This window comes from Rhodococcus sp. ZPP (assembly GCF_017656075.1).
Classification (GTDB): Bacteria; Actinomycetota; Actinomycetes; order Mycobacteriales; family Mycobacteriaceae; genus Rhodococcus_F; species Rhodococcus_F oxybenzonivorans.
Window position 1 is genome coordinate 3,490,723 of the sequence record NZ_CP058638.1, and the last position, 23,442, is coordinate 3,514,164.

Sequence of the window (23,442 nt, forward strand, 5' to 3'; positions counted from 1 at the left end):
CACGTCCGAGCTGACGGGCCTGGCTGCCCGATCAGCTCTGGTCCCGACCAACCCTGCTCGCTGGAAACCAAGGAGTCGCGCTACGCAACAGAAACCAGATGATCAGTGAAGTTCAGTCGGGTGCAATCGACGGCAATCACCATCATCTCTCCGGAGGACCAGAAGTGACATTATCCGAAAGATCGCAGGGGCGCCGCGTCAATCCAACGCTGACGCTTGCGGTCGTTGTTGCCTCAGTATTTGCCTACAAGGGTCTCGAATCGATCCTTTCCCCTGCTCTACCGCTGATTCAAGAGTCCCTCGGCGCAACAGAAGCTCAAATCGCGTGGGTGATTACCGGTGTGCTGCTCACGGGTGCTGTGGCCACCCCCTTGATCGGCCGCCTGTCCGACATTCGCGACAAGAAGTCAATCCTCCTTGCCGTACTCGCAATCGTCGCAACCGGAACCGCAGTCTCGGGTCTTTCGAATTCGATCTTGATGCTTACCTTGGGACAGCTCCTGCAGGGAGTTGGCCTCGCGGTCGTCCCCCTTGCCTTCGGGATTATTCGCGATACTCAGACCGAAGCCCGGATCAAGTCGGGCAATGGTTCGGTCATTGCCTTCATCTACGCTGGGACGGCGTTTGGGCTCGTCGGCTCCGGGCTGCTCGTGAGCGTTCTCCCGTGGCGTTGGTTGTTCTCAGTCCCCTTCGTCATCATCACCGTCATCTTCGTCGCCGCGTGGCGCCTGGTGCCGTCGTGTCCTCCTGCCAATCACGGCCGCGTCGACTACACGGGCGCGACTTTCCTCGGCAGCGGAATGGCCGTCATTCTCGTCGGCATCACCAAAGCGCCCGAATGGGGTTGGCTTTCTATTGAATTCGGAACAACAGTGCTTGTGTGCGTTGCGCTGTTGACAACCTTCGTCGTCCTCGAGCTTCGTTCGTCCGAGCCGCTCATCGACGTGCGCTTGCTTGCGACGCGGCCACTTGCAGTGAGCTGCCTCGTGTATCTGCTGTGTGGGTTCGCTACCAATGCGCTGTTTCTGGCGGTACCCATGCTGGTGCAACAACCGACCGACACAGGGTTCGGTCTTGGCGCCTCCGAGTTCACGACGAGCCTTCTCCTGCTCCCCCTCGGCTTGGCCGGCGCCGTTGTAGCACCGCTGACAGGTTGGCTCGATCTTCGGGTCGGTGGACGAACCACCATGCTCACGGGTGTCATTCTGGCCGGGGCGTCGTTCGTCCTTCTTCTCACTGCAAACGGACATTTCCTCATGGTCATGGGAGCGACCATCCTCATTGGCGCTTCGGGTGGGATCACACTGACGCAGGCAATGAACACAGTGGCGTTGACGTCTCCGGTCAGCCGGATCGGGGCATTCAGCGGTCTCGCGTTTGTCGTCAAGGCAGTCGGTGGCACACTCGGCGTCCAACTTTCGGGAAGCATCCTCACTACCGGCACCAGTACGGCTGCGCCGACCTGGACTTCCTTCACGATCGTGTTCGTGATGGGCATCGTCGTCACAGCCCTGGTTGCCGTCAGCTGCTTGCTTCTGCCACGGAAAGTGACAACTTCGGCACAAGGAGCAGAACCACTGGTCCCCACCAGGGTTTCGACCGACTGACCTGACCCCACCCGGTTACGTCAGAAGTAGTCGTCGACTCGACGTCGTCGAAATTCGGGTGCGGCAGTCTCCGGTGAGCCCGCCATTCCGCTGACTGCCGCACCTGCACGGGTGACCACATCAGCAAACAGACCGCCAGGGTAGAAGCGGATGTCAGAAAGCTGTCCATTGAAGCCAACAAAAACCGGCGCAGACTCTACGGGCGTCGAAACCTACACGCGCGAGTATCAGAAATCGCGCCGGACCAAACACACCAGGCGACAGATACAGACCGAGTGCAAGTCCCGGGGAGAAGCCGCTCGATTCATCGAATTCGCTCGAGCGTGGATTCCCTACGGCGGCGCGACTGACGAGGACATCTTCGTCAGCTTCGGCATGACACGCACTCGCTTCGTACAGATGCTTCGCCACTTCGTCGCCGAGGTCGGCGTCGACGCCGAAACCGTCAGAGCACTCGTCGACACCTATCCATATTCTCCCCCTCAGGTCGATCGATGACCTGACACAGCCGACTCCGCAACGACAAGAACATCGCTCTCGCGGTTCTTCACATCCGGCCCCGATGTTCCGCGGCGCGCGCTGACGGATGCACCGTTGTCTGTCGCGTCGAATCACGGGTCCAGTTGGTCACGTATCAGTGTGTCGAGTCGCTGCCATGCCGGGGACGAGGCGTTGACCGTCTGTTGGATCAGGGCAGGGATTTCGAACGCTTCATTCAGCTCCGGGAGTTCGCCCTTTCCGTAGCGTTCCTGCGTCGCCGCCACGATCCGGCGCGCGAGGTCGTCGATACGGGGATCATCGGCGTCGAGGTCGTACGTGTGGTCGTAGTCGCGGAAAAGCTGCCGCAGCAGCGGGTCGGCAAGAATGTCGGCTTGATCGTGAAACAGTGTCATCGCGTGGTCTGGGTGGGTGGCGAACACGAGGATCCACAGGTCGCGTTGCAGGTCGACCCAACGGGGTGTGAATCCCCACCGGAGTAGGTCTTCGAGATGGGCACCGACCTCCGTGGGCAGCGGCACCAGATGCCCGGCGGCGAGCTGACGCAGACGGCCCTGCGTTGCCTCCAGGTCACGAATGTGGGCCGTGAGTTTGTCGTCGATCTCGCGCAGCGCCTGCTGGAACTTTTCCTCGGTCGCCGACCTCAGGTCCCCGATACGGGCCAGGGGAACACCCGCTTCGGCCAGCGTTCGGATCTTGATCAGGTCGATGGCGTCATTCGCGCCGTACCGCCGGTAGCCGGATGAATCGCGGTCGGGTTCAGGGAGCAGCCCCTTGTCGTGATAGACGCGGATGGTTTTGATCGACACTCCCACGTATCTTGCCAGCTGCCCGATGGTGATCACTCGGCCAATCGTTCCACTTGACCTTTCCCCTGGGGAAGGGTTGCAGAATGGCCACATGGAGAACATCGATCGGGAGACTCTGCGCGCGCTGGCCGATGAGGGCAACGAGACCGCTCTGGACCGGTTGGCCGACCTCGCCGACGCGACCGGTGACCTCGCGGAGCTGAGCGAGTTGCTGGACGAGGGATCCATGCGCGCCGGGTTTCTGCTCACTCGACGCGCAGTGTCGGCCGGTGACCTGCGCGAACTGCAACGAATCTCCGACGCCGGCTATGACGACGCAGGCAGAGAACTGGACCGGATGCTGAAAACAACTGCCGACGAGGGGAATCGAGAATCCGACCGGCCCCGGTAGCGGCGCTCGTTGCGCACTCGGTAGTTCAACCACGTCTCTTGTTGCTGCACAGTCGAACCGGCTATGGTCGAGTATTTCGGTCCATGATTCATCGATGTTGTTCGCGGTACCGGCTCGGACTGATGCCGTAGGTCGTCGTGAATGCTCTGCTGAAGACCGATAGATCGACGAATCCGAACTGGAAGGCGATGTCGGTCAGGGATCGGGATCTGTTGCGTGGAGCCATCATCGCGCGACGACAGGCCTCGAGCCGGTGCTCGCGAATCGTGGCGGCAGCGGTTGCGCCGAAGCGTGCGAACACTCTGTGAACCGTTCGAGTGGAGACGAAGAACGCCTGGGCGATACCGCTGGGGGACAGATCCGGATCGTCCAGGTGGCGTTCGATGTGCTGCACCATACTCGCGTAGAGGTCTCGCAGACCTGGATCAGGGTCCTTGGATCGACCTTCCTCTTGGGCCGCCGTGATGGCCAGGTCCGCCAGCCCGCTTGCCAGGCCGATGGCACCGGCGGACGATACCTCTCCATCGGCCACCAGGAGGGTGGAGAGCATCGGTGAGAGCAACTGTCCCACAGGTGAGGTGGATCGTACGGTCCGCGCCGTCAAGTCCTGCAACTGAGTCTCGGTGAGCGACAACGAGGCCCGTGGCCAAGTGAACACGCGCAGGTGCCACTCCGGATGCAAACTCCAGGTAAATGGCCGCGAAGTCTCGTAGAGGGCGAAATCTCCCGGGCCGAGGGTGCACGTGCGCCCGTCCTGGATGAGCTGCCCCTCACCGGCGACGACCATGCCGATCTGCATCAACTCGAGCGGATGGCGGTTGGCAAGCCTGGCCGTTCTGCGGAAGATCTGGGATGTGGCCGTGACGTCGGCCGCCATCAGGTGCGCGAAATGGCGGGTCTGCACCGCCCCGGTAAAGTTTTCTGGCTCGATCGGCGCGATGTCCAGTGCCACGAACGTGTCGCGGATCGTTTCGATCCAGGTGCCGAGAGCGGTGGTTCGCACCACTTCGCGGCCCTGGTGGGGTGTCGATGGGACTGGAGCAGGCGCTACCTTGATCAACTCGCCGGAGCGGCGGCAGTCCGGGCAGTCATCGTCCACCATGTCACCATCCGGCGGCGGCAACGACGACATGAACGGCTCCTTCTGCTCGCGCGAACACCACGCTAAGAGCGATGAAATCACATGTCAACCTGCACGGACTGCCTACGTCCAAGCAGCATGCCACCGACCCGGCGGCGAGGAGCAGGCAACGCCTTGTGGACGAGCCGCCCCACCGCGCGCGGCGCCATGACCCGATCCGCTGAGTCCTCCGTTCCCAATCTGGTGATTGGCCCATGCGACGAGTGTCGCAACGTGCAAAGTTGGCTGGCGCTCAGCGTCAAACGCCACGCCCCGGAAGCGCCTACCGTTCGAGTACGCCGGAAATCCCGGGGGTGTTCAGGGGACCTCCTGGACTGATGATGTTGTGTGCTGGAGGCTGCGCAAACGTGGACGAACAAGTCATCGACTGCGCCTGCACCGTCGGATGGTTCATCGCCACCGAGGCACCTGATGCCTGCTCGCGAGCACGCGGCCTCGTCAACGGCCCCATCCGACCCCTGCCACTGCCGATGAGATCTACTGCCCTGGCAGCACAGGACTCTCAACTGTCCTCGGAACATGCCCCTGCGGGCGTGCCGCGGTTCAACCGAAGGAGACACAGTTTTCATGTCGACATTGCCCCCACCCGATTCCGCACGCCTGGCCGCGCTTGACCGGCACTTTCGGTTCGGCCTGTCCGCTGCGGAACTCGAGGAATTTGCACCTGCGGTCGAAGCGTCCCTCGGTGCGTCGACCGCCGTCGAGAACCTCTATCGGCGCTCCGCCCCACCGACCCCGCAGCGGGAATGGGCGCCGGCCGCACCGGAGCGTAACCGTCTCGGTGCCTGGTACGTCACCACCGAGATCGCCGGCGCACCGGACGGCCCATTGTCCGGAAAGACGGTGGCAGTCAAAGACAATGTCGCGGTCGCCGGTGTCCCGATGATGAACGGATCCCGCTCCGTGGAGGGCTTCATCCCTCGCCGCGATGCGACGGTGGTCCGCCGGCTCCTCGATGCCGGTGCGACGATCACCGGTAAGGCAGTGTGCGAGGACCTGTGTTTCTCCGGGGCCAGTTTCACATCACAGCCCGCACCGGTCCGCAACCCATGGGACGCGACACGCAATTCCGGCGGCTCCTCCAGCGGCAGTGGAGCACTCGTTGCAAACGGAGACGTCGATATGGCCGTCGGCGGCGACCAGGGCGGCTCCATCCGGATCCCCGCAGCGTTCTGCGGAACCGTCGGTCACAAGCCGACGCACGGACTGGTCCCCTACACCGGGGCGTTTCCCATCGAGCGAACCATCGATCACCTCGGCCCGATCACCCGCACCGTTGCCGATGCGGCCGTCATGCTCGGTGTGCTGGCAGGACCCGATGGCGCCGATCCCCGCCAGCCGACCGTGATCGAGGTCGTCGATTACCTGTCGGCGATCACCCAATCGGCGTCCGGGCTCCGTGTCGGTGTCGTCACCGAAGGCTTCGGCACACCCGTGTCCGATCCGGACGTCGACGCTGCCGTCCGGGCTGCGGTCGAAGTCCTGCGCGGTGCCGGACTGGCGGCGGAGGAGGTGTCGATTCCCTGGCATCTCGACGCCATGCACGTGTGGAACGTGATCGCCACCGAGGGCGCCGCCTATCAGATGCTCGACGGCAACGCCTACGGGATGAACACCGACGGCTTCTACGACCCGGAGCTGGTCGCGCACTTCGCCGCCCAGCGCCTCCACAGAGGCCACGAGCTGTCCAAGACCGTGAAGCTGGTGGGATTGTCGGGTCGCTATACCTTCGAGGTCGGCGGCGGCAAGTACTACGCCATGGCCCGCCAACTCGTACCCGAGTTGCGCGCCGCCTACGACGCCGCACTGACCCGCTTCGACGTACTGGTCATGCCCACCGTCCCCTACACCGCCCAACAGATTCCCCCGGCCGATGCCGGACTGGCCGATTACCTGCATGTCGCGCTGTCGATGGTGGGCAACACCGCTCCCTTCGACGTCACCGGGCACCCGGCGTGCTCGGTCCCTGCCGGTCTGGTCGGTGGCTTGCCGACAGGTCTGATGATCGTCGGCAAGCGTTTCGACGACGCCACGGTCCTGCGCGTGGCACACACCTACGAACATGCTGTTGGCGCGTTTCCTGCACCACCGGCGGCCGCGACCGCAAGAAGTTTCGCGTAAACAGAAGTATTCGTCCTCAGGACACGGACGGGCTCGGCCTTGTCCTGACGCGGACGATGAACCTGTCTTCCGTGCCGAATGGGAGAAGGCCTGCGATTCCGGTGCGTTTCCGGCAATTCTCCGGCTTCTTCACTGACTGTCGCTCATCGTCGAACTATCAGTCGCTCGTGGTCAAATTCACACCGTTAGTGGACGGTAGCTTCTGACCTATACGAGTTTCCGAGATTCTCTCGAAGCCCCAACTCGATGAAACAGGAGTCCTTATGGAATCTGCAATCAGCGACCACCTCGTATGTCCCCGAACGTTGAGCCGACGTGTGCCCGACAACTACCAACCTCCCTTCCCCATGTGGGTCGGGCGCGCTGATGAAACCCTCCAGCAGGTGGTGATGGCGTATCTCGGCGTGCAGTTTCGCGGCGACGAGCACCGCCCGGCCGCGCTTGCGGCAATGCGCGGCATCGTCTCCAGCTTCGATCTGGAGGACGGCCCGCTGCACCACGACCTGACTCACCATGAGGACAACGAGGGCTACGAGAACCTGATGGTGGTGGGTTACTGGAAAGATGTTGCTTCCTACACCCGTTGGATAAGCAACTCCGTTGTCGCCGACTGGTGGGCATCGGACGAACGACTGTCCGAGGGACTCGGCTACTTTCGCGAGACCGTCGCCCCCCGGGCCGAGCAATTCGAGACTTTGTACGCCTTCCAGGAAGACCTCCCTGGTATCGGCGCGGTGATGGACGGGATCAGCGGCGACATCAACGAGCACGGGTACTGGGGCTCGATGCGCGAACGTTTCCCGCTGTCCCAAACTGATTGGATGCAGCCTTCGGGCGAACTGCGGGTGATCAGTGGTGATCCCGCCGTTGGTGGTCGGGTAATGATCCAGGGCCACGACAACATCGCGTTGATTCGCTCCGGTCAGGATTGGAAGGATGCCGAATCAGAAGAACGATCCCTGTATCTCGATGACATCCTCCCAACATTGCAGCAGGGCATGGACTTTCTTCGCGACAGCGGCGAGACGGTCGGCTGCTACAGCAATAGGTTCGTACGCAATATCGACCTGGAAGGGAACTTCCTTGATCTGAGTTACAACATCGGGCACTGGGCTTCGCTCGACCAACTGGAGCGTTGGGCAGAATCCCATCCCACCCATCTGCGAATCTTCACTACCTTTTTCCGAGTCGCCGAGGGTCTGTCGAAGCTGCGTCTGTATCACGAGGTATCGGTGTCAGATGCACGCGACCAACTGTACGAGTACATCAACTGCCATCCCCGGACCGGCATGCTGCGCGATGCACAAACCGTGGCATTTAGCCGCTGACCTACCCCAAAGCGCTTCCCGACACACCAAATTCCCACTTCGTACGTACCAGCCCCCTACAGAAAGTGGAAACAATGACCTCAACGATCGAACACACACCAGACAATGCCGCACCAGCTCAAGCGCCGGCGTCGGATCGCGCGTGGGCACTGTTCCGCGCGCTCGACGGGAAGGGCCTGGTCCCCGAGGGCTACACCGAAGCGTGGAAGAAGACCTTCGAGGAGGACTTCAGCCCGAAGCGCGGCGCCGAACTCGTCGCGCGGGCCTGGACCGACCCGGAGTTCCGCGAGCTGCTCCTCACCGACGGCACCGCGGCCGTGGACCAGTACGGTTATCTGGGACCGCAGGGCGAATACATCGTCGCGCTCGAGGACACCCCCACCCTCAAGAACGTGATCGTCTGCTCCCTCTGCTCCTGCACCGCCTGGCCCATCCTCGGGTTGCCGCCGACATGGTACAAGAGCTTCGAGTACCGTGCCCGCGTCGTCCGCGAACCTCGAAAAGTGCTGTCCGAGATGGGTACCGACATCGCCGAGGATGTCGAGATCCGGGTGTACGACACCACCGCCGAGACCCGCTACATCGTGCTCCCCCAACGGCCCGCCGGCACCGAAGGCTGGACCCAGGAGCAACTACAGCAGATCGTCACCAAGGACTGCCTGATCGGGGTCGCAGTCCCGCAGGTCCCGGCCAACTGATCCACCGAATCATAGGAGATAAACCCATGGATGGAGTACACGATCTCGCCGGTGTTCAAGGGTTCGGCAAGGTGCCCCACACCGTCAACGCCGATATCGGTCCCACCTTCCACGCCGACTGGGAACACCTGCCCTACAGCCTGTTCTTCCTCGGAGTGGCGGAGCTGGGTGCCTTCAGTGTCGACGAGGTCCGCTACGTCGTCGAGCGGATGGAACCCCGCCACTACATGATGACGCCCTATTACGAGAGGTACGCCATCGGCGTTGCCACCCTCATGGTCGAAAAGGGCATCCTCACCCACGAGGAACTCGAAGCGCTTGCCGGGGGCCCGTTCCCGCTGTCCCGGCCGGCCGAGTCGGAGGGACGTCCGGCCCGCACCGACACCATCACCTTCGAGGTCGGGCAACGTGTCCGGGTGCGCGACGAGTACGTCCCGGGGCACATCCGCATGCCGGCCTACTGCCGCGGCCGGGTCGGGACCGTCACGCACCGCACCGGCGACCAGTGGCCCTTCCCCGACGCCATCGGCCACGGCCGCAACGACGCCGGGGCGGAACCGACCTACCACGTCCAGTTCGCGGCCGACGACCTCTTCGGTGACGACACCGACGCCGGCAGCGTCGTAGTCGACCTATTCGAGGGTTACCTCGAACCGGCAGCCTGACCCGCTCCCACACTGTCACCAACGGCGTCGGCGGGTACGCATCCCCGGTTCGCGTGCCCGCCGCCGCCACATTCATAGCCGGGATCTCCCCGACCTCTCGGAAGGATTCAACGCAATGGCCGACACGCGACTTCCCGTGACCGTGCTGTCAGGATTTCTCGGCGCCGGGAAAACCACGCTTCTCAACCAGATTTTGCGCAACCGTGAAGGCAGGCGGGTGGCCGTCATCGTCAACGACATGAGCGAGATCAACATCGACAGCGCCGAAGTCGAACGGGAGATCTCACTGAGCCGCTCGGAGGAAAAGCTCGTCGAGATGACCAACGGCTGCATTTGCTGCACCCTGCGCGAGGACCTTCTCGCGGAAATCGGTGCACTGGCCGCTGACGGACGATTCGACTACCTCCTGATCGAATCGTCCGGTATTTCCGAGCCGCTACCAGTCGCGGAAACGTTCACCTTCATCGACACCGACGGACACGCGCTGGCAGATGTCGCCCGCCTGGACACCATGGTGACCGTCGTCGACGCCCACAGCTTTCTCCACGACTACCGGACCGGCGGCCGCGTCGAGGCCGACGCACCCGACGACGAACGCGACGTCTCTGACCTGATGGTCGATCAGATCGAGTTCGCCGATGTCATTCTGGTCAGCAAATCAGACCTCGTCACAGCACAGCACCTGACCGAACTAACCGCTGTCCTGCGCTCGCTCAACCCCACTGCGCGCATACAGTCGATGTCCCACGGCCAGATCCCACTCGAAACCATTCTGGACACCGGTCTGTTCTCCTTGGAAAAGGCCGCCCAGGCACCCGGATGGCTCCAAGAATTACAGGGCCAACACACCCCCGAGACGGAGGAATACGGGATCAGTTCCGTCGTCTACCGTGAACGCGCCCCCTTCCACCCCGGGCGGCTACACCAGTTCCTCACCCGCGAATGGGCCAACGGGCGTCTCCTGCGCGCCAAAGGTTACTACTGGAACGCGAGCCGATTCACCGAGATCGGCAGCATCTCCCAGGCCGGCCACCTGATCCGACACGGCTACATCGGACGGTGGTGGAAATTCCTACCTGAGTCCTACTGGCCTAGTGACGATTACCGCCGTGCGGGAATACTCGACAAATGGGAAGAACCCGTTGGTGACTGCCGTCAAGAACTGGTCTTCATCGGTCAAGAAATTGACCCCGACACACTGCGTCAGCAACTCGACGCGTGCCTGCTGACCACCGCCGAGATCGAACTCGGCCCCGACACCTGGACAACATGGCCCGACCCACTCGGCGACAATCTTACCGACCAGGTCACCCGCACGTTTGCCTGAACAAGCGCCATCTGACCTCCGCCGTCCCGATGGCAACAAATGCCGATCGGTCGCCTAGTTCAGGAACCCGCGCGGGTTCCCGGATTCTCGGTCATGAGACATGACTGACCCGTACTGGGTCAGTCGGACCCATCCTCGCCGGAACTGTCGCGGAGAAGGCGAATAACTGCGACCTGACCAAACCGGTGGAACGATGGCTGACCGCAGCCGGATGGACGGTCGCACCCGATCTCTTGTGCCCGGATTTCATGAGATATCGAAGCGGAATCGGTTCCGAAGTTCAGTGGGGTGGCTGAGAGCGGTGTGGATGCGCGGCGTGTAGGTAGCGCATCGCGGTCACGGTGCTGATTGTCATAGGCCAGGCCTCGTGTCATTCATGAACCCGAGCCGATGTCAGGCAGCATGCCAATCACGCGATCACCTCACACCATGCCAATAGCGGTACGCCGATGACGTGGCTCAAATTCTGGCCACGTTGGCCGTGACGTCAGCAGGAACTGGAACGGCACGAGTCGCTGCGCAAGCCAATCCGGCCCGCACAACCGATCGAGGTGCCCGGCGCCGCCCATATGCTGTTCTGGGACGAACCGGCCGCAGCAGTGGCAGCACTGCGGAAGTTCTTGCAGCAACTAGTGTGGCAATAGACTTCCGGCAGGTTATCAACATTCCGAACATGCGGACATGGAGTAATCGGGTGCCGCGCGGACCTCCCTCCCACTGACATTCGGGTGACCAGCGGTCGCCTTCTCGGTTTCCAACGGACCGGATCAGTCTGAGATACCGAGCCACCTCGCGAGCGAGAACACCATGGCCCTCGATTACGCCGGCCAAGCACTGGGTCTACGGCACGATGCCGGCGCGCGCTGCAATGGCCCCGGCCTCTCCACGGTTGGCGACGTCGAGTTTCTTGAGCACGCCGGCGACGTGGAATTTGATGGTGCTCTGGCTGATTCCGAGTTCCTCGGCGATGGTGCGGTTGCGTTTGCCCATTGCGAGGTGGGTGAGGACTTCGAGTTCGCGCGGGTTCAGGGTGGAGAGTAAGTGCTCGTCGGGTCGGGTGGCGGGTGGGTCCAACGGAATGGTGAGCGTCACTCTGCTCCCCCACGCGGGGATCGATTCGATGTCAATCCGCCCGCGCAAAGTATTCAGGCGCCCGGACAGCTGCCGTGTCAGTGCATTTCGGTCGATGATCCCGGGACCCTGGTCGCGGACCTCGATCAGGACGTTGTCGCCGTCGCAGTCCCACGCGATCCGCATTTTGGTGAGCATCGGTTGGGCGACGAATGCCAGGACGATAGCCCGGACCATCGCCCGCGCCGCGTGCGCCACCTCACCGGGGAGTGGACGGCCGTCGGCCGGCGGTTCGATGTATTCGACGTCGACCTCACGGTGCTTGAGCAGTGGTCGCAATTCCCCGTGCAGTTTGGCGAATGCGGTGGTGACCGCTTCCTCGGACAGGGCACGGTCGGCGGCACTTGCGGATCGCAGAGAAATCAATGCGGCCGAGGCTGTTTCGCTGGCGGTGATCCGCGAACGGCGGTCGTCGAGATCGTTCGAGCGCAGGGTTCCGAGGATCGAGGAGAGGGTCGCCTCGTGAACCTCCGTCAATTCGGCAATGGTGCGGGCACGTTCACTCGACGCGGCCCGTGACTCGGCGAGATAGTCGGGGCTGGCCTGCGCCACCTGGTGCTGGATCGACGTGGCGACGATCCCGAACACGGCGGCGACCTCATCGGGGTGGGGTGCACCTGTCTCAGACGGCCGCGGAACCAGGACCAGCAGGGTGTCGCAGACGTCGCGGATGGCCCACACTCGGCGGCGGACGCCGGCCAGCATGGCGACGCCGTCGTAAACGCCACCGGGTTCGAGGGATTGCTTGATCTCGTCGAGTTCGTCGATGGTGACCCGGTCGACGATCTCGCGCTTACCGGCTACTTTGCGGGGACGCCCCGTGCACTCGCGGGTGAAGATGACCAGGGCCTCGTGCGGCCACAACTGGCCGAGGAACCGGAAGAAGCGCGTCGCGATGTCCGGGAGCGGTCCCGTGATCACCTTCCGCATCTCCACCCAGGGGTCGACCTGCAACCGAACAGAGTCCTCCGTGCTTACCACGCATCCACCGTATCGCCGGTAGGGACGGGTAGGCACTGGCCAATCGGCCAGCCCGAACCCGCCGAGCGGCCGGGTGTCGAAGCAGGCGGTAGTTGGCAGTGTCGAGTTCACCAGAGATCGGCTATCACCGAGGAGGATCATGACCGTCACCGTCGAGCAGACACGCACACGGTTCAGTGACGGGCGCCGCATCGTGCTCGCCGAGAACGAGCGGCTGCTCAATTCCGTTGCTGCGGAACAATGGGACCGCGCCGGCTCGCTGATCACCTCCGCTCGGGCGGTGTTCGTGATCGGCAACGGACGCAGCGGCCTGGCCGTTCAGATGGCAGCCATGCGGCTGATGCACCTCGGCCTGCGCGTGCACGTCGCCGGTGAGGTCACCGCTCCCGCGATCGGCACCGGTGACGCACTGATCGCCGTGTCGGGGTCGGGTACCACCGCATCGGTGGTCGGCGCCGCCGACACCGCGAAGAAGGTGGGGGCCTCGATCCTGGCCGTCACCACCGCATCCGACTCGCCGCTCGCCCGGCGTGCCGACGAGGTGCTGGTCTTGCCGGCGGCCGACAAGCAGGACCACAGCGCGACCATCACCCGCCAATACGCGGGCAGCCTGTTCGAGCAGTCCGTGCTCCTCGCGTTCGACGCACTGTTCCAGGCGCTGTGGGACAACGAAGACCAGACCGCCGAGCGGCTGTGGGAACGCCACGCCAACATCGGCTGACCCGAGACCCCCAAACCCCCCGAAGATAAATAACAGGAGAAACACATGACGAAGCTGCAGGTTGCAGTCGATCTGCTCACCACCGCTGACGCGCTGGCGCTGACCCACAAGGTGGCCCCGTACGTCGACATCATCGAACTCGGCACCCCGCTGATCAAGAGCGCCGGCCTCAGTGCCATCAGCGCGATCAAGGCGGCGCACCCGGACAAGGAGGTCTTCGCCGACCTCAAGACCGCCGACGCCGGCTTTCTCGAGGCCGACCTGGCGTTCTCCGCCGGCGCCGACCTGGTCACCGTCCTCGGTGCCGCCGGTGATGCCACCATCAAGGGTGCGGTCGAGGCGCGCTCGACACGGTTCTCGACGCCGATCACCGTGAGATCGCCAAGCTCGGTGTCGCGTTCGTCGAGATTCACGCCGGTCTCGACGAGCAGGCCCAGCCCGGATACTCCATCCAGACCCTCCTCGACGACGGCAAGATCGCCGGTGTCCCGTTCTCCGTCGCCGGTGGCGTGAAGGTCGACACCATCGCCGCCGTCCGTGACGCCGGTGCCGACGTCGCCGTCGCCGGTGGCGCCATCTACAGCGCCGAGGACCCGGCCGCGGCCGCGAAGGCGCTCAAGGACGCCCTCACCAAGTAGGCATCCAGTCGCGAAGGGCCCCGAACACAAAAAGTGTTCGGGGCCCTTCGCTATTGACGGTGCGGTGTCGGCTGCAGTGTGCCTGTGTCCAAGACTGGATCAGCTTCTGTCCGATAGCGAGGTGGGACCGAACCCCTCGATCGGTCCCACCTCGCCGAGCCTCCCTGCCCTATCGGGTCAGAGCGACCGCCACGCACGGCCGGACCGGCTGAGCATCCGATCCGCCGACTCCGGGCCGGACGTCCCGGAGAGATAGTTGTCCGGCCGGCCGACACCGGCCCAATAGCCGAGAAGGGGATCGATGACCCGCCAGGACCATTCGACCTCTTCCCGGCGAGGAAAGAGTGTGGCGTCTCCACGCAGCACGTCGCAGATCAGCCGTTCGTAGGCCTCCGGGGCCGGGTCGAACACCGACCGGAAATCCATCCCGAGGCTGACCGGCTGAATGTGCATGCCGTCGCCGGGGCGCTTGGCGCCGATGTGGAGTTCGATGCCGTCGTCCGGTTGTACCCGGAAGACGAGCACATTGGACACCGCAGCAGCTCGCGCGGCCGGTGAACCGTGAGCGGGCGGTCTGAAGGTCACTGCGATCTCAGTCGTCCGCCGAGCGAGGCGTTTTCCGGTACGGATGAAGAACGGAACGCCGGCCCATCGGCGGGTCGCGACACCGACTGTCAGTGCCGCGAAGGTTTCGGTCGCCGAGTCGGCGGGGAATCCCGCCTCGTCAACCAATCCTGCTACGGGAACACCGTTCTCGATACGCGCACCGTACTGGCCGCGGGCCGACGTCTCCGACAGTGGGCCGAGGAGCTCGGTGGCAGAGAGGACCTTGATCTTCTCGGCGGCGATGCTGTCGGCGTCGAACGCGACCGGTTCTTCCATCGCGATCAACGCCAAGAGTTGCAGCAGGTGATTCTGGATGACATCGCGGGCGGCACCGACACCGTCGTAGTACCCGGCACGTCCAGTCACTCCGACACTCTCGGCCATGGTGATCTGCACATGGTCGATGTGCCGATTGTTCCACAATGGCTCGAACATCCCGTTCGCGAAGCGTAAAGCGAAAATGTTCTGCACCGTCTCCTTTCCCAGGTAGTGGTCGATGCGGTAGATCGACGACGGCGGAAACACCTTCTCCAGTGCGGCACCGAGGGCCTGCGAGCTGGCCAGGTCGTGTCCGAACGGTTTCTCCACCACCACCCGGCGCCAGCCGTGCGCAGTTCGGTTCAGTCCGGTGATCGCAAGTTGGTCGCAGACCGCCTCGAACGCCGAGGGCGGGATGGACAGGTAGAAGACGTAATTGCCGGGCTTGCCGCGGCGGACATCGAGCTCGGCCAGCCGTGCGGCGAGCCGGGCGAACGCCGCGGTGTCGTCGAACGACCCCTGTACGAGGTGGATGCGCTCGGAGAGCCCCGCCCACACCGCAGGATCGAATGGTGTGCGCGCGTGCGCGATCACAGCATCCCGCAACCGGGAATCGAAGTCTGTACTGTCGCGAGCAAAGCCGACGAGATCGAAGTCCGGCGGCAGCTGACCACTGTGCGCGAGGTCGTAGATGGCCGGGATCAGCTTCTTGCGCGAGAGATCACCGGTGACCCCGAAAATCACCATCGACGCCGGCTCTGCGACCTGACCGGTGTTGCCGATCAATGCCTCGCCGACAACGCCCGAGCCGCCTGCCAGCGGGTTCCGCTCCTGCACTTCAGATACGGTCACTTCAGCTGCACTCCGTCTTTTCGCTCCACTACAGGCGCATTCAGACAATGCGTCGGGTACCAGTGTCGAAGGCGGCGAGCCGGAATGCACTTGGCCGAGCGGCCAGTGCCGGCTGCCCGTCCGGTCAGGTGAGGTCGACCCGATTCCCCCGTAGACATAGATCTCGGCAAGATCGCCGATGTGAAACGGGAATGGTGACGATGAAACTGGGACTGGTCGGTCTGGGCAAAATGGGACTGAACATGCGCGAGCGTCTGCGCGACCGTGGATTACAGGCAATCGGATACGATCCGAATTCCGCCGACAGCGACGCGGACAGCCTCGAAGCGTTGGTCGAGTCACTTCCCGCTCCCCGCGCGGTATGGGTGATGGTGCCCGCTGGGGCGCCGACCCGTCAGGTCATCGGACAACTCTCTCGCCTCCTGGCCCCCGGGGACGTCGTCGTCGACGGCGGCAACTCCCGGTTCACCGACGACAGGCTCAACTCGGAAATTCTTGCCGAACACGGCATTTGTTACCTCGACTGCGGCGTTTCCGGCGGGGTGTGGGGACGCGAGAACGGGTACGCGCTGATGGCCGGCGGCGACGCGGCCGACATCGACCGGTTGATGCCGGTCTTCGATGCGCTGCGCCCGGACGGTGCGCGGGAGGATTCCTTTGTGCACGCAGGCCCGGTTGGCGCCGGCCACTACGCGAAGATGGTGCACAACGGTATCGAATACGGACTGATGCAGGCCTACGCCGAGGGGTACGAACTGCTCGCGGCGGAGGAATCCATCGTCGACGTGCCCGCCGTGCTGCGCGCGTGGTCCAAGGGCACCGTGGTCCGTTCCTGGCTGCTCGACCTCCTGGTGCAGGCCCTGTCCGACGATCCCCAATTGGCCGCGATCTCCGGCTACACCGAGGATTCCGGTGAAGGCCGTTGGACCGTCGAAGAGGCCATCGCCCACGCGGTTCCCGCGCCGGTGATCTCCGCCGCATTGTTCGCGCGGTTCGCTTCCCGCCAGGACGACTCCCCCGCCATGAAAGCGGTTTCGGCACTGCGTAATCAGTTCGGGGGACACGCCGTCCGGTCCGCCGCATCGTCCGGAATCGCCTGACCCGTGACAACCTCGACCCAACCGGACATCGCCGCAACACCGAAATCCGGACCATCCTGACGTATCCGAACGATCTCGCCCGGTTTCGTGCTTACCCAGCAGTTGACCATGGAGTCCAACGGTAAAGCGGTGCAGGCCAATCGAGCTCTGGTCGGCACCATCACCCGGACCATCTGGTGGGTTGAGCCCGGCAACGACGGGCAGCACGCGTCGTCCGGCCGCCCGCTGCTCAGAAAATCTCACCTGACCTTGACGACGACCTTGCCCTTTGCGCGCCCCTGGTCGACGTATGCCAGAGCCTCTTTGGTCTGTTCGAACGGAAAGATTCGGTCCACCACTGGACGTATGGCGCCGGAATCGATGATGGACGCGAGCTGGTGCAACTGGTCTCCACTCGATTTCATGAAGAGGAAGGAGTAGGTGACGTGGTGACGCTTGGCGTTTCGTCTGATCCGAAAGCTCAGAAGGCGCATCACCTGTTGCACGATCCAGTTCAGGCCGGCTTCTTTCGCGAAAGTGTGATCCGGCGGACCGGCAACCGAGATGACCTTGCCGCCCGGTTTGAGAACGCGGAGGGAGTTCGCGAGCGTGTCCCCACCGAGGGTGTCGAGGACGAGATCGTAATCGCGTAGGACCGCCGCGAAGTCTTCCTTCTTGTAGTCGATGACGATGTCGGCACCGAGACGCTGCACCCAGTCGATATTCGCGGTGCTCGTCGTCGTGGCCACGGTCGCACCGAGGTGCTTGGCCAATTGGATCGCGAAGGTACCCACCCCACCTGAGCCGGCATGGATGAGAACCTTCTGTCCGGCCTGCAGATTCGCCCTCTCGACCAACGCTTGCCACGCGGTCAGGCCGACCAGAGGTATCGAAGCCGCCTCCTCCATGGTGAGCTCTCGTGGCGCGAGAGCCACATCGTCTTCCCTCATTGCGATGAGTTCCGCGAAGGCGCCGATTCGGCCTTGGTCCGGTCGCGCATACACCTCGTCACCTGGCTGGAATCTCCGCACATCACGTCCAACCTTGACGACCACCCCGGCCAGGTCATTGCCCAACACGATCGGCAGGCGATACGGCAGGACGGGTTTGAGTTTTCCCTCTCTAATTTTCAGGTCGAGCGGGTTCACACTCGCGGCGTGAATCTGAACCAGGACGTCACCGGGGTCCACTTCCGGGTCGGGAGTTTCGCCGAACCGCACGCCGTCATTGCTTCCGTAACGATCGAGAACGATTGCCTTCATCGTCGTCTTTCTCCTTGCTCTTTGTGTCGGGGCGCCGCTCAGGCGGAAACCGGGGATCGCTCTCGGCCAGACGACTCGAAGCGTGGAACGAGCTGGTCGTTGCGGCCCAAGGCGGCAACTTCGGTCTCGAGCGACGGGATTGTCAGGGCGGAGAACCACCTCGTCCACGGCCAGACCAGCGGCGAGTTCAACAGTGCCTTCGCCCAGTTGGCGACGACGACGGCCCGCGGCACATAGACGCGACTGCGCCGGTAGGCGAGTCCGTCCACGATAGCCGAGGCCGCCCGCTCGACACTGGTCGTGACGTTCCCCGGATACGGCAGGCGGTTGCGCATCTGTTGGAAGGAGGGAATGTCGACCTCGGCGCCTCGCACCAGGTCGGTGTCGATCCACGACGGATGGACCAGACCGACGGTGATCCCGAGATGGGCGACTTCACCGCGGTAGGCGAGCGCGAGCGCCTCGACCCCGGCCTTGCTCGCACCGTAGGAGGCAAGACCGCCTATCGAGGTGAAGGACAGCGCAGATGCCACGATCAGCACGTGGCCTCCGCTGCGTTGCAGGTGGGGTGTCGCATGCTTGAGTGTGCGGAATACGCCGTTCAAATTGATATCGACGACTCGCTCGAAGGACGCTTCGTCCGCGTGCCGCACCGTTCCATAGGCGGCCACTCCGGCGTTGGCGACGACCATGTCGACACCGTTCATGGCACCGGCGCACTCGTCGATCGCGGTCTGCAGCGCTTTGCTGTCCCGCACGTCCGCCTCGCACCAATGGGACGACGGCCCCAGTTCCGCGGCGAGGGCTTGCAGTCTGTCTGGCTCGAGGCCGATCAGAGCGACACGGGCCCCCTGGGCCGCGGCCAGGCGCGCCACCTGCTCGCCGATGCCTCGCGCGGCCCCCGTGACAATCACTTTCCGTCCCACCAGATCTCGTTTCATAGCTCGAATGTAACTTCGTTATGTGACGAGCGCAATACCCTCAACCGAAATCTGCACTGAGTGCGGCGAGCTCGCTACGCGCCCGAGGCCACTTCCGACTCGCCCGTCGAACTTCCCGCCGGCTCGGCCGACCCGTAGAGGCTTAACGCCCGCTCATGTGAGGCCTGGGCGAGTTCGCGGGTGTCGCCGAAGCCGACGGCAAAGTTCACTCCCATCGGCAACATAACCTGCAGCACCGCGTCGTCGAACTCGGCGAAATGCTCGCCCAGCTCGAGGGTGATGAAACCGTGGACGTAACTCCACAGTTGGGCAGCGACCACCTCCGGGGCGTGGGGCTCGACCCTGCCGGAACTCACAAGACGTGCACATGCGTGGATGACGCGTGCGTAGGCTTCGCGGAACGCCAGGGAATGTCCGCTCAATCGCACGTCCGACTCCAGCGGCCGGTAGGTAGCGCGGATGGACAGTCCGAACATCAGGTCGTATAGATGGGGGTTCTCGCGCGCCAGGCGCCGACACGCCAATGCCAGTGCGAACAGATCGACGACCGGATCCTCAGTCTCCGGCACTCGGGAAAAGGCGGTGCCGAGTTCGGTGAACCCATGGTCTGCGACCGCGCGGACGAGCTCGGGTATCCCGCCGAAGTGGTGGTAGACCACCATCGTCGACAGACCGGCCGAGGACGCCACGGTTCGCGCCTTGATCGCGGACGGGCCCTGTTCGGCCAGCAGACCGACCGTGGCCAGAACCAACCGTTCCGGAACACTCCCGGGAACCGGCACCGACGACGTCTCTCCCATATCTACACCTGACTTCGCATTTTCCGCTGGGGCATCCATCGATCCGAGCGACGGTTGCCACTAGCCAATAACGAGGTTACAGTACTCCTATAACGAAGTTACTGGCGGCGGGCACCGACTCCGGCACGCCGGACATGCTTCCCCCTTCCTCCATTCACGAAGGTGAAATCTCATGACTTACAAAACCAAGGGACATCTCGAGGTCGAGGACCGCGGAGAGGTGTTGATCGTGCGGGTCGACGGCGGCCCGCACAGCCTGTTCGGCCTCGATATCGCCAACCAGCTCGAGGAGTTGGTAGACCGGGTCGACCGGGATCCGGGCATCCGCGCCGTGGTGTTTACCGGCACACGCCCGGGCCGATTCGTCAGCCATGCGGATGTGCGGTGGCTGCAGGAAGAGGGGGCGGCGGTCCCGCCGTTCGGACGGCGCGGTGCCTCCGCGATCGCGCGGGTGGCCCGAGGTGCGGATCGCGCTCGTGCCCTCGAGCCTGTGATGCGCAAAACCCCGCTGTGGGGAGCAGTCCAGCTCGACCGTCTGCATGCGACGTTCCTGCGGATGAACGCGAGCGGCGTCATTTTCGTTGCTGCCCTGAACGGTTCGGCGCTCGGTCTGGGTGCGGAGTTCGCATGGGCGTGTGACCTGCGGGTCATGGCTGACGGCGATTTCTTCATCGGTCAGCCCGAGGTACTGTTGGGAATCAATCCGGGCGGTGGCGGTACTCAGCGCCTGACTCGACTGATCGGTACCCATAGGTCCCTGGTCGCCATACTCGAAGGCAGACCGTTCACCCCCGCGCAGGCCCTCGCCAACGGAGCCGTCGACGAGATTGTGGCGCCGGGTGACGTTGTTCCCCGGGCGACCGAACTCGCCGAATACTTCGGCGCCCGCCCGAGGGAAGCGGTCGCGGCGGTCAAGCGGTCGGTGTATTTCGGCGGCTCGATGTCGCTGGCGGAGGGACTGCATGTCGAGCGCACCGAGTTCCTCGGTACGGATCAGTCCGAGGACGGTCAGCAGTTGATGCTCGACTATCTCGAGAGCACCGATTCCACCGGGGAGCTGCCCCTCTACAATCCGGACATCTACAAGCAGGCGCTCGTATCCGGGCGCGTGCCCGGGTCCCGCTCGACGAACGGACAGTGAGACCAGCCATGGCCAACAAGAAGCCCTACACCCGTCACGACGTCCTCTTCTCCTCCGGTGACAGTTCCTGCGCGGCATGGCTGTATCTGCCCACCGGCGTCACCTCGCCGCCCGTGGTCATCCTCGGCCACGGCCTGGGAGCCACCCGCGACATGCGTCTGGACGCTTTCGCCGAGCGTTTCGCCAAGGCAGGCGTCGCCGCCTTCGCGTTCACCTATCGGCACTTCGGCGACAGCGGCGGCCATCCCCGCCAGCTGCTGTCGATCAAGAAGCAGCTTGCCGACTGGGATTCCGCCATTGCGTGGGTCAAGGCTCGTGACGGTCTCGACAGCACACGCATTGCCGTGTGGGGCAGTTCCTTCGGCGGTGGACACGCCATCACCGTCGCGTCGCGGCATCCGGAACTGCGAGCAGCCGTCGCCCAATGCCCGTTCACCGACGGGCTGGCCTCCGCGCTCGCACTCGGTCCGGCCGCCTCGGTGAAAGCCTCGCCTCTGATCGCCCGGGATCTGGCGGCCAAGGTTCGCCGACGCGAGCCGGTCATGATTCCGCTCGCCGGCGCACCCGGTTCACTGGCCCTGATGAATGCCCCGGATGCACTTCCCGGCTACCGAGCTATCGTGCCGACCGGGGCGACGTTCCGAAACGAGGTAGCGGCCCGGGTGATTCCCAGCCTGGTCACCTACCGGCCGGGGCGCGCAGCGCAGAACATCGACTTTCCGATCCTGTTCTGCATCAGCAACACCGACACCGTCACCCCACCCGCTCAGACTCTCCGCTACGCGCGTACCGCACCACGAGGCGAGATCAAGACCTACGACGCCGGCCACTTCGACTTCTACCTCGGCGAACCCTTCGAAGCCCTGGTAAGCGATCAGATCGAGTTCCTCACCCGCCATCTCGATGCAGCACCGGTCACACCCTCACCGGGCCGGGCGGCACCACACCGAAGGTGAACACGACCACCATGACGTTCGCATCGCTGCCCGACCGCCGCGCCGATCTCGACCCGCACGGACCCGCAATCTCCGACGCCACCGGCTCGCTCACCAACGCTCAGCTGCTGAGCCGGGTCCGCGCGGCAGCACGCCACCTCCAGCACCGGGGAATCGGGCCCGGAGATGTCGTGGCCCTGAAGCTGGCGAACCGCTCCGAGTTCGTGGTGCTGCTGTTCGCGACCTGGCGACTCGGTGCCACGATCACCCCGGTCAACCCGGCCCTGACCGACGTCGAGGTCGCTCGGCAGCTCGCCGACTCCGCCGCACGGCTGCTCGTCGTCGAGGACGGCTGGGCGGGTGCAGGAGATGGCGGTGTCGCCACTCTCGCCGTCGACGAGCTGTTCCAGGAGGCGACTGCGTCCGATCCCACACCTCATACGGATACGTCCGCACTCGCCCTCCTGATCTACACCAGCGGCACCACCGGAGTGCCGAAGGGAGTGATGCTCGACCACACCAACATCGACGCCATGGCCGAGATGGGTGCCCAGGCACTGCAACTGGGTGAGGCAGACCGATGCCTGCTGATCCTGCCGCTCTTCCACGTCAACGGCATCGTCGTCAGCGTCCTCACCCCGCTGCTCGCCGGCGCGAGCGTCGTCATCGCCGGCCGATTCGATCCCCGAACCTTTTTCGATCTCGTCGAATCCGAACGCCCGACCTTCTTCAGCGCGGTGCCGACGATCTACAGCATCCTGGCGGCCCTCCCGAACGAGGTTCGGCCCGACACGTCCTCACTTCGTTTCGGCATCTGCGGCGCAGCACCCGCCTCAGCGGAGTTACTGGGCAGATTCGAGGACCGGTACGGATTTCCCCTCCTCGAGGGCTACGGGCTGTCCGAAGGAACCTGCGCGTCCACCCTCAACCCTGTGTCGGGGCCCCGGCGCGCCGGAACGGTCGGGATTGCCTTCCCAGGTCAAGAGATTCGCATCGTCGACCCGAGCGGCACCGACTTGGGTGTAGGTATGGACGGAGAGGTCGTCGTGCGCGGCCCCAATGTCATGCGCGGCTACCTCGGCCGCCCGGACGAAACGGCCCGCGTCATCGTCGACGGATGGCTGCACACCGGCGATGTCGGCCACCTCGATGCGGAAGGCTATCTGACACTGGTCGGGCGATCGAAAGACATGATCATCCGCGGCGGCGAGAACATCTACCCCAAGGAAATCGAGGACGTCCTCGCCGGCCACCCGTCCGTGCTCGAGGCCGCCGTGATCGGCGTACCCGACCACATTTGGGGCGAGGTCGTTGTCGCCTACGTGCAACCGGCACCCGATTCGACCGTCGATCCGGCTGCCCTGCACGCACTGTGCACGCAGAAACTCAGCCGCTACAAGCGGCCGACGTCGATCGTCGTCGTCGAAGCCATCGCCAAGAATGCGGTCGGCAAGATCGACAAGAACACACTGCGGGCCGCACATGCCCCTGCGCCGTCGTAACCATCAATCC

22 protein-coding genes and 1 pseudogene are annotated in these 23,442 nt (G+C 64.0%); 16 read left to right on the top strand and 7 right to left on the bottom strand.

The window, feature by feature from the left end; translation table 11 throughout:
* Window positions 1–98 precede the first annotated feature (98 nt).
* Together HYG77_RS16565 and HYG77_RS16570 are read left to right on the top strand one after the other, a co-directional pair.
* Window positions 99–1,607, top strand: coding sequence for an MFS transporter (locus HYG77_RS16565; protein ID WP_208959925.1), 1,509 nt, complete (start codon window positions 99–101; stop codon window positions 1,605–1,607).
* A 150-nt stretch (window positions 1,608–1,757) separates the two neighbouring features.
* Window positions 1,758–2,105, top strand: coding sequence for a hypothetical protein (locus HYG77_RS16570; RefSeq protein WP_208959926.1), 348 nt, complete (start codon window positions 1,758–1,760; stop codon window positions 2,103–2,105).
* A gap of 113 nt (window positions 2,106–2,218) precedes the next feature.
* Here HYG77_RS16570 and HYG77_RS16575 read toward each other — a convergent pair whose 3' ends face one another.
* The gene (locus HYG77_RS16575; RefSeq protein ID WP_208959927.1) at window positions 2,219–2,950 is read right to left on the bottom strand and encodes a MerR family transcriptional regulator; all 732 of its coding nucleotides are present in this window, start codon (window positions 2,948–2,950) and stop codon (window positions 2,219–2,221) included.
* Between the two features lie 55 nt (window positions 2,951–3,005).
* Between HYG77_RS16575 and HYG77_RS16580 the strand changes: the two genes are divergently transcribed.
* Entirely contained in the window at window positions 3,006–3,305 is a 300-nt protein-coding gene (locus HYG77_RS16580) for a hypothetical protein (protein WP_208959928.1), read from the top strand.
* An 88-nt stretch (window positions 3,306–3,393) separates the two neighbouring features.
* Here the strand turns inward: HYG77_RS16580 and HYG77_RS16585 are convergent, their stop codons facing one another.
* On the bottom strand, window positions 3,394–4,437 hold the full coding sequence (locus HYG77_RS16585) for a helix-turn-helix domain-containing protein (RefSeq protein ID WP_208959929.1): 1,044 nt from the start codon (window positions 4,435–4,437) through the stop codon (window positions 3,394–3,396).
* Between the two features lie 576 nt (window positions 4,438–5,013).
* On the opposite strand from HYG77_RS16585, the gene HYG77_RS16590 reads away from it, so the two are divergent.
* From HYG77_RS16590 to zigA, 5 genes are all read left to right on the top strand, one after another.
* Entirely contained in the window at window positions 5,014–6,567 is a 1,554-nt protein-coding gene (locus HYG77_RS16590; RefSeq protein WP_208959930.1) for an amidase, read from the top strand.
* Window positions 6,568–6,830: 263 nt separating this feature from the next.
* Window positions 6,831–7,895 carry a phenylacetaldoxime dehydratase family protein gene (locus HYG77_RS16595; RefSeq protein ID WP_208959931.1) on the top strand — a complete coding sequence of 355 codons (1,065 nt, stop codon included), beginning with the start codon at window positions 6,831–6,833 and terminating at the stop codon, window positions 7,893–7,895.
* Between the two features lie 74 nt (window positions 7,896–7,969).
* Window positions 7,970–8,593, top strand: a complete 624-nt coding sequence (nthA, locus tag HYG77_RS16600) for a nitrile hydratase subunit alpha (protein WP_208959932.1) — start codon at window positions 7,970–7,972, stop codon at window positions 8,591–8,593.
* 26 nt (window positions 8,594–8,619) lie between these two features.
* Window positions 8,620–9,258, top strand: a complete 639-nt coding sequence (nthB, locus tag HYG77_RS16605; protein WP_208959933.1) for a nitrile hydratase subunit beta — start codon at window positions 8,620–8,622, stop codon at window positions 9,256–9,258.
* A 115-nt stretch (window positions 9,259–9,373) separates the two neighbouring features.
* Window positions 9,374–10,585 (top strand): zinc metallochaperone GTPase ZigA, encoded by a 1,212-nt coding sequence (zigA, locus tag HYG77_RS16610; RefSeq protein WP_208959934.1) that lies wholly within the window; start codon window positions 9,374–9,376, stop codon window positions 10,583–10,585.
* 840 nt (window positions 10,586–11,425) lie between these two features.
* Here zigA and HYG77_RS16615 read toward each other — a convergent pair.
* Window positions 11,426–12,646 (bottom strand): LuxR C-terminal-related transcriptional regulator, encoded by a 1,221-nt coding sequence (locus tag HYG77_RS16615; RefSeq protein WP_208963413.1) that lies wholly within the window; start codon window positions 12,644–12,646, stop codon window positions 11,426–11,428.
* Between the two features lie 190 nt (window positions 12,647–12,836).
* Between HYG77_RS16615 and hxlB the strand changes: the two genes are divergently transcribed.
* From hxlB to HYG77_RS39645, 3 genes are read left to right on the top strand one after another with little or no spacing between them, the layout of a single operon-like run.
* A complete protein-coding gene (gene hxlB / locus HYG77_RS16620) occupies window positions 12,837–13,418 on the top strand; it encodes a 6-phospho-3-hexuloisomerase (protein WP_208959935.1) in 582 nt (193 codons plus the stop codon).
* A gap of 45 nt (window positions 13,419–13,463) precedes the next feature.
* Complete coding sequence (locus tag HYG77_RS16625; protein ID WP_244372900.1) at window positions 13,464–13,931, top strand: orotidine 5'-phosphate decarboxylase / HUMPS family protein; 468 nt, start codon at window positions 13,464–13,466, stop codon at window positions 13,929–13,931.
* Window positions 13,928–14,056, top strand: coding sequence for an orotidine 5'-phosphate decarboxylase / HUMPS family protein (locus HYG77_RS39645; protein ID WP_244372902.1), 129 nt, complete (start codon window positions 13,928–13,930; stop codon window positions 14,054–14,056). Before HYG77_RS16625 ends, HYG77_RS39645 begins: the two co-directional genes overlap by 4 nt.
* A gap of 177 nt (window positions 14,057–14,233) precedes the next feature.
* Here HYG77_RS39645 and zwf read toward each other — a convergent pair whose 3' ends face one another.
* A complete protein-coding gene (gene zwf / locus HYG77_RS16630) occupies window positions 14,234–15,772 on the bottom strand; it encodes a glucose-6-phosphate dehydrogenase (RefSeq protein ID WP_208959936.1) in 1,539 nt (512 codons plus the stop codon).
* Between the two features lie 47 nt (window positions 15,773–15,819).
* On the opposite strand from zwf, the gene gnd reads away from it, so the two are divergent.
* Both gnd and HYG77_RS16640 read left to right on the top strand, forming a co-directional pair.
* Complete coding sequence (gnd, locus tag HYG77_RS16635; RefSeq protein WP_348273559.1) at window positions 15,820–16,872, top strand: phosphogluconate dehydrogenase (NAD(+)-dependent, decarboxylating); 1,053 nt, start codon at window positions 15,820–15,822, stop codon at window positions 16,870–16,872.
* Window positions 16,873–16,913: 41 nt separating this feature from the next.
* A pseudogene (locus tag HYG77_RS16640) lies at window positions 16,914–17,082 on the top strand (glucose-6-phosphate isomerase); the annotation flags it as partial.
* Between the two features lie 29 nt (window positions 17,083–17,111).
* Here HYG77_RS16640 and HYG77_RS16645 read toward each other — a convergent pair.
* From HYG77_RS16645 to HYG77_RS16655, 3 genes are all read right to left on the bottom strand, one after another.
* Complete coding sequence (locus HYG77_RS16645; RefSeq protein WP_109334659.1) at window positions 17,112–18,113, bottom strand: NADP-dependent oxidoreductase; 1,002 nt, start codon at window positions 18,111–18,113, stop codon at window positions 17,112–17,114.
* Window positions 18,114–18,151: 38 nt separating this feature from the next.
* Window positions 18,152–19,054, bottom strand: coding sequence for an SDR family oxidoreductase (locus tag HYG77_RS16650; protein WP_208959938.1), 903 nt, complete (start codon window positions 19,052–19,054; stop codon window positions 18,152–18,154).
* A 74-nt stretch (window positions 19,055–19,128) separates the two neighbouring features.
* Window positions 19,129–19,854, bottom strand: coding sequence for a TetR/AcrR family transcriptional regulator (locus HYG77_RS16655; RefSeq protein WP_208959939.1), 726 nt, complete (start codon window positions 19,852–19,854; stop codon window positions 19,129–19,131).
* A gap of 172 nt (window positions 19,855–20,026) precedes the next feature.
* On the opposite strand from HYG77_RS16655, the gene HYG77_RS16660 reads away from it, so the two are divergent.
* From HYG77_RS16660 to HYG77_RS16670, 3 genes are read left to right on the top strand one after another with little or no spacing between them, the layout of a single operon-like run.
* Window positions 20,027–20,995, top strand: coding sequence for an enoyl-CoA hydratase/isomerase family protein (locus tag HYG77_RS16660; protein WP_208959940.1), 969 nt, complete (start codon window positions 20,027–20,029; stop codon window positions 20,993–20,995).
* Window positions 20,996–21,003: 8 nt separating this feature from the next.
* Window positions 21,004–21,951 carry an alpha/beta fold hydrolase gene (locus HYG77_RS16665; RefSeq protein ID WP_244372904.1) on the top strand — a complete coding sequence of 316 codons (948 nt, stop codon included), beginning with the start codon at window positions 21,004–21,006 and terminating at the stop codon, window positions 21,949–21,951.
* 11 nt (window positions 21,952–21,962) lie between these two features.
* Window positions 21,963–23,432 (top strand): AMP-binding protein, encoded by a 1,470-nt coding sequence (locus HYG77_RS16670; RefSeq protein WP_208959941.1) that lies wholly within the window; start codon window positions 21,963–21,965, stop codon window positions 23,430–23,432.
* The last annotated feature ends 10 nt before the right edge of the window (window positions 23,433–23,442 follow it).

Bases quoted from the DNA above. Each gene is read 5' to 3' on its own strand.
- HYG77_RS16650 (WP_208959938.1), bottom strand. From the start codon at position 19,054: ATGAAACGAGATCTGGTGGGACGGAAAGTGATTGTCACGGGGGCCGCG.
- HYG77_RS16655 (WP_208959939.1), bottom strand. From the start codon at position 19,854: ATGGGAGAGACGTCGTCGGTGCCGGTTCCCGGGAGTGTTCCGGAACGG.
- HYG77_RS16580 (WP_208959928.1), top strand. From the start codon at position 3,006: ATGGAGAACATCGATCGGGAGACTCTGCGCGCGCTGGCCGATGAGGGC.
- HYG77_RS16615 (WP_208963413.1), bottom strand. From the start codon at position 12,646: ATGCGGAAGGTGATCACGGGACCGCTCCCGGACATCGCGACGCGCTTC.
- HYG77_RS16595 (WP_208959931.1), top strand. From the start codon at position 6,831: ATGGAATCTGCAATCAGCGACCACCTCGTATGTCCCCGAACGTTGAGC.
- HYG77_RS16565 (WP_208959925.1), top strand. From the start codon at position 99: ATGATCAGTGAAGTTCAGTCGGGTGCAATCGACGGCAATCACCATCAT.
- HYG77_RS16585 (WP_208959929.1), bottom strand. From the start codon at position 4,437: ATGTCGTCGTTGCCGCCGCCGGATGGTGACATGGTGGACGATGACTGC.
- HYG77_RS16590 (WP_208959930.1), top strand. From the start codon at position 5,014: ATGTCGACATTGCCCCCACCCGATTCCGCACGCCTGGCCGCGCTTGAC.
- HYG77_RS16660 (WP_208959940.1), top strand. From the start codon at position 20,027: ATGACTTACAAAACCAAGGGACATCTCGAGGTCGAGGACCGCGGAGAG.
- HYG77_RS16670 (WP_208959941.1), top strand. From the start codon at position 21,963: ATGACGTTCGCATCGCTGCCCGACCGCCGCGCCGATCTCGACCCGCAC.
- HYG77_RS16625 (WP_244372900.1), top strand. From the start codon at position 13,464: ATGACGAAGCTGCAGGTTGCAGTCGATCTGCTCACCACCGCTGACGCG.
- HYG77_RS16665 (WP_244372904.1), top strand. From the start codon at position 21,004: ATGGCCAACAAGAAGCCCTACACCCGTCACGACGTCCTCTTCTCCTCC.
- gnd (WP_348273559.1), top strand. From the start codon at position 15,820: ATGCGTCGGGTACCAGTGTCGAAGGCGGCGAGCCGGAATGCACTTGGC.
- HYG77_RS16645 (WP_109334659.1), bottom strand. From the start codon at position 18,113: ATGAAGGCAATCGTTCTCGATCGTTACGGAAGCAATGACGGCGTGCGG.
- HYG77_RS16570 (WP_208959926.1), top strand. From the start codon at position 1,758: ATGTCAGAAAGCTGTCCATTGAAGCCAACAAAAACCGGCGCAGACTCT.
- hxlB (WP_208959935.1), top strand. From the start codon at position 12,837: ATGACCGTCACCGTCGAGCAGACACGCACACGGTTCAGTGACGGGCGC.
- zigA (WP_208959934.1), top strand. From the start codon at position 9,374: ATGGCCGACACGCGACTTCCCGTGACCGTGCTGTCAGGATTTCTCGGC.
- nthA (WP_208959932.1), top strand. From the start codon at position 7,970: ATGACCTCAACGATCGAACACACACCAGACAATGCCGCACCAGCTCAA.
- nthB (WP_208959933.1), top strand. From the start codon at position 8,620: ATGGATGGAGTACACGATCTCGCCGGTGTTCAAGGGTTCGGCAAGGTG.